Source organism: Bacillus sp. BML-BC051, assembly GCF_019656175.1.
Taxonomy (GTDB): Bacteria; Bacillota; Bacilli; order Bacillales; family Bacillaceae_G; genus Bacillus_A; species Bacillus_A mobilis.
Genome location: NZ_BPLI01000117.1, coordinates 1 through 2883, shown reverse-complemented (window position 1 = coordinate 2883; position 2883 = coordinate 1). Strand labels below are relative to the sequence as shown.

1 protein-coding gene is annotated in these 2883 nt (G+C 39.4%); it reads left to right on the top strand.

The window, feature by feature from the left end; genetic code table 11:
* Positions 1-775 precede the first annotated feature (775 nt).
* A complete protein-coding gene (gene ltrA / locus K5S59_RS29115; protein ID WP_000999901.1) occupies positions 776-2704 on the top strand; it encodes a group II intron reverse transcriptase/maturase in 1929 nt (642 codons plus the stop codon).
* The last annotated feature ends 179 nt before the right edge of the window (positions 2705-2883 follow it).

Below are 2883 nucleotides of genomic sequence, written 5' to 3'. Positions count from 1 at the left end.
GGTGCGAGACGTTCTCGAGTAAGTAATGCGGGAGCATAGGCGACAACGAGGACTATTCTTAATTGTAGAAACATCGAAAACAATAAAGAGTAGGATAACTGTTCAGGCGAGTGAGAGGAATGAAGGAGTAACGCCCCGAAACTCTCCCAGTGAGATTCCCAACTGCATACACTCGGCAGAGTGAGATGTTGGAAGCAGGGTAAAACATGCGGTTACGGTTCGTAGTGTCTATATGGATAACCGAAAGCCAGCAGGAATAATAAACCGGCTGGAACTAACTAAGTACCGTATGCTGTCAACCGACAAGGTGAGAATGTGTAAACACTGACGAACTTGCGAATGTACACCTCGATAGGTTTACGGGTCAGAAATGATTCGGAGTCTGAAAATAAGACTTGTCTAATGGATTGGAAACATCGCATAGTGACCAATCCTAACGTTGTTACAGGCAACGGAGCTAGACACGGGGTAAAGCAAGCACCTAAATCGGAGATTGAAAGATCTTTAAAACAACGATAGTCTGAACGGAACGTCGAAAGCCACTAACGTTGGGTCTATGACTCTATCGGCGGATATAGTTGAATACGAAACGGGTAACCGAGGGAAGTATTCTTAATAGTGGTGAGAGTAGTGGCACGACCGTTGAAGATTCTGTAATGGAATTGGAGGAACAGCCACAAGCCTATTTGTAGGAACTGAAATTTCATCTAATCTTGCATGGATTCTGGTAAGACTCAAAAGGTCACCAAATCAATATGAGAGTAGGTGATAGACCATGAATGATAGAACTAAGTCCACGCCAAAGAATAAGAAACTAAGACACAACGAATACTACGGTATCCAAACTTTCTTAGATAACTTATACCAGAAGGCAACAAAGAAAAATTCTTTTAAAAATTTAATGCCTATCATTATATCAGATGAAAATATACTCCTCGCGTTTCGTAATATTAAAGGAAACAAAGGGAGTAAAACAGCAGCTTGTGACAATGTAAACATTAAGGATATTGAGAGAATGGAACAAAGCTATTTCTTGAACGAAGTAAAAAGACGCTTTCAAAACTACCAACCGCAGAAAGTAAGGCGCAAGGAAATACCGAAACCCAATGGGAAAACCAGACCTCTGGGAATACCAAGTATGTGGGATAGGATTATCCAACAATGCATCTTACAAGTAATGGAGCCTATCTGTGAAGCACACTTCTGTAACCGAAGTCATGGATTTCGCCCAAACAGAAGTGCTGAAAATGCTATAGCAGACGCAACAAAACGGGTAAATCAGCAAAACCTTACATATGTGGTGGATATAGACATTCAGGGATTCTTTGACGAAGTAAGTCACGTCAAACTCATGCGCCAACTATGGACACTGGGTATTCGTGACAAACAACTACTAGTCATTATCCGGAAAATATTGAAAGCGCCAGTGCAACTGCCTAACGGCAAAACGATATTTCCGACCAAAGGTACCCCGCAAGGTGGTATCCTTAGTCCACTACTCGCCAATGTTAACCTTAACGAATTTGACTGGTGGATTAGTAATCAATGGGAAACTTTCAAAGCCAAGAAGGTAAAGCCGAGATTGAAAGATGGGATTTGGAGTAATGACACTGTAACATATTGTCTATCCAAAACATCCAAGATGAAACCAATGTATATCGTAAGATACGCAGATGATTTTAAAATCTTTACAAATACACGTAGGAATGCGGAGAAAATTTTCGAAGCAACTCAAATGTGGTTAGAAGAACGTCTAAAACTGCCTATCTCAACCGAAAAGTCTAAAGTAACCAATCTGAAAAAGCAACAGAGTGAATTCTTAGGTTTCACTCTTAAGGCTGTAAAGAAAGGTAAGAAGAACGGTAACACACGATACATTGCAGTAACACACATCTCTCCAAAAGCACTGGAAAAAACAAAACAAGATTTAGCAAAACAAGTGAAAAGGATACAGAGAACCCCAAACTCTAATGAAACAATTAAGAGAATCAGTATATACAACAGCATGGTCATTGGTAAGCACAACTATTATAAAATAGCAACGCATGCTTCCCTGGATTTCAGTAAAATGAACCATAGTCTTGGTCACATGATGTATAACAGATTCCCAAAGTCAAAAATTAGAGGAAAAAGCAACACAAACGGATACACGAATATAGGGAAATATAAAGGGAAAGACAGAGGTATTAAACCATACCTAAAGTCAAAAGCGATGAGATTTCTCATGAAATGTCCTATTTTACCAATCTCCTATATTCAACACAAAAAACCGATGATGAAAAAGCAATCTATTAACAGATACACCGCAGAAGGACGAGCCCTTATACACAAAAACTTGGCAGAAATAACCGAAGCGGAACTGAAATGGTTAAGAGAAAACCCAGTTATAAATGAACGGGCAACCATAGAATACAATGATAATCGAATTTCTCTTTATATTGCACAAAAAGGAAGATGCAGTGTAACAGGTGAGAAACTCTCGCCTTGGGACATCCACTGTCACCATAAGCGATTATGGAGTGAAACAAGGGATGACAGCTACAAAAATCTTACCATCATCAAGCCAAGTGTCCATACACTAATACACGCGACCAATATAGAAACCATAAACCAATTCCTCAATAAATTAAAACTCAACGAGGAACAGTTAGGCAAACTTAATAAATTGCGGAAATTAGTCAAAAATGAGGAAATCTGTATGTAATCACAAAATGAAGTGGATATGGAACATGAACAACTAGCGTTGTTTGCTTAGAGCTTATCATTATTAGATGAAAAGAAAACTACAATATAGGTGGACCGCGGTATGCCGTGAAAGTGGCACGTACCGTGCGGATCGGGGGAAAAGTTGGAGATAACCTCAAAGACTTACCTATCGACAAT

Excerpts from the sequence above, each read along its gene's own strand:
- ltrA (WP_000999901.1), top strand. The coding sequence starts at position 776 with ATGAATGATAGAACTAAGTCCACGCCAAAGAATAAGAAACTAAGACAC.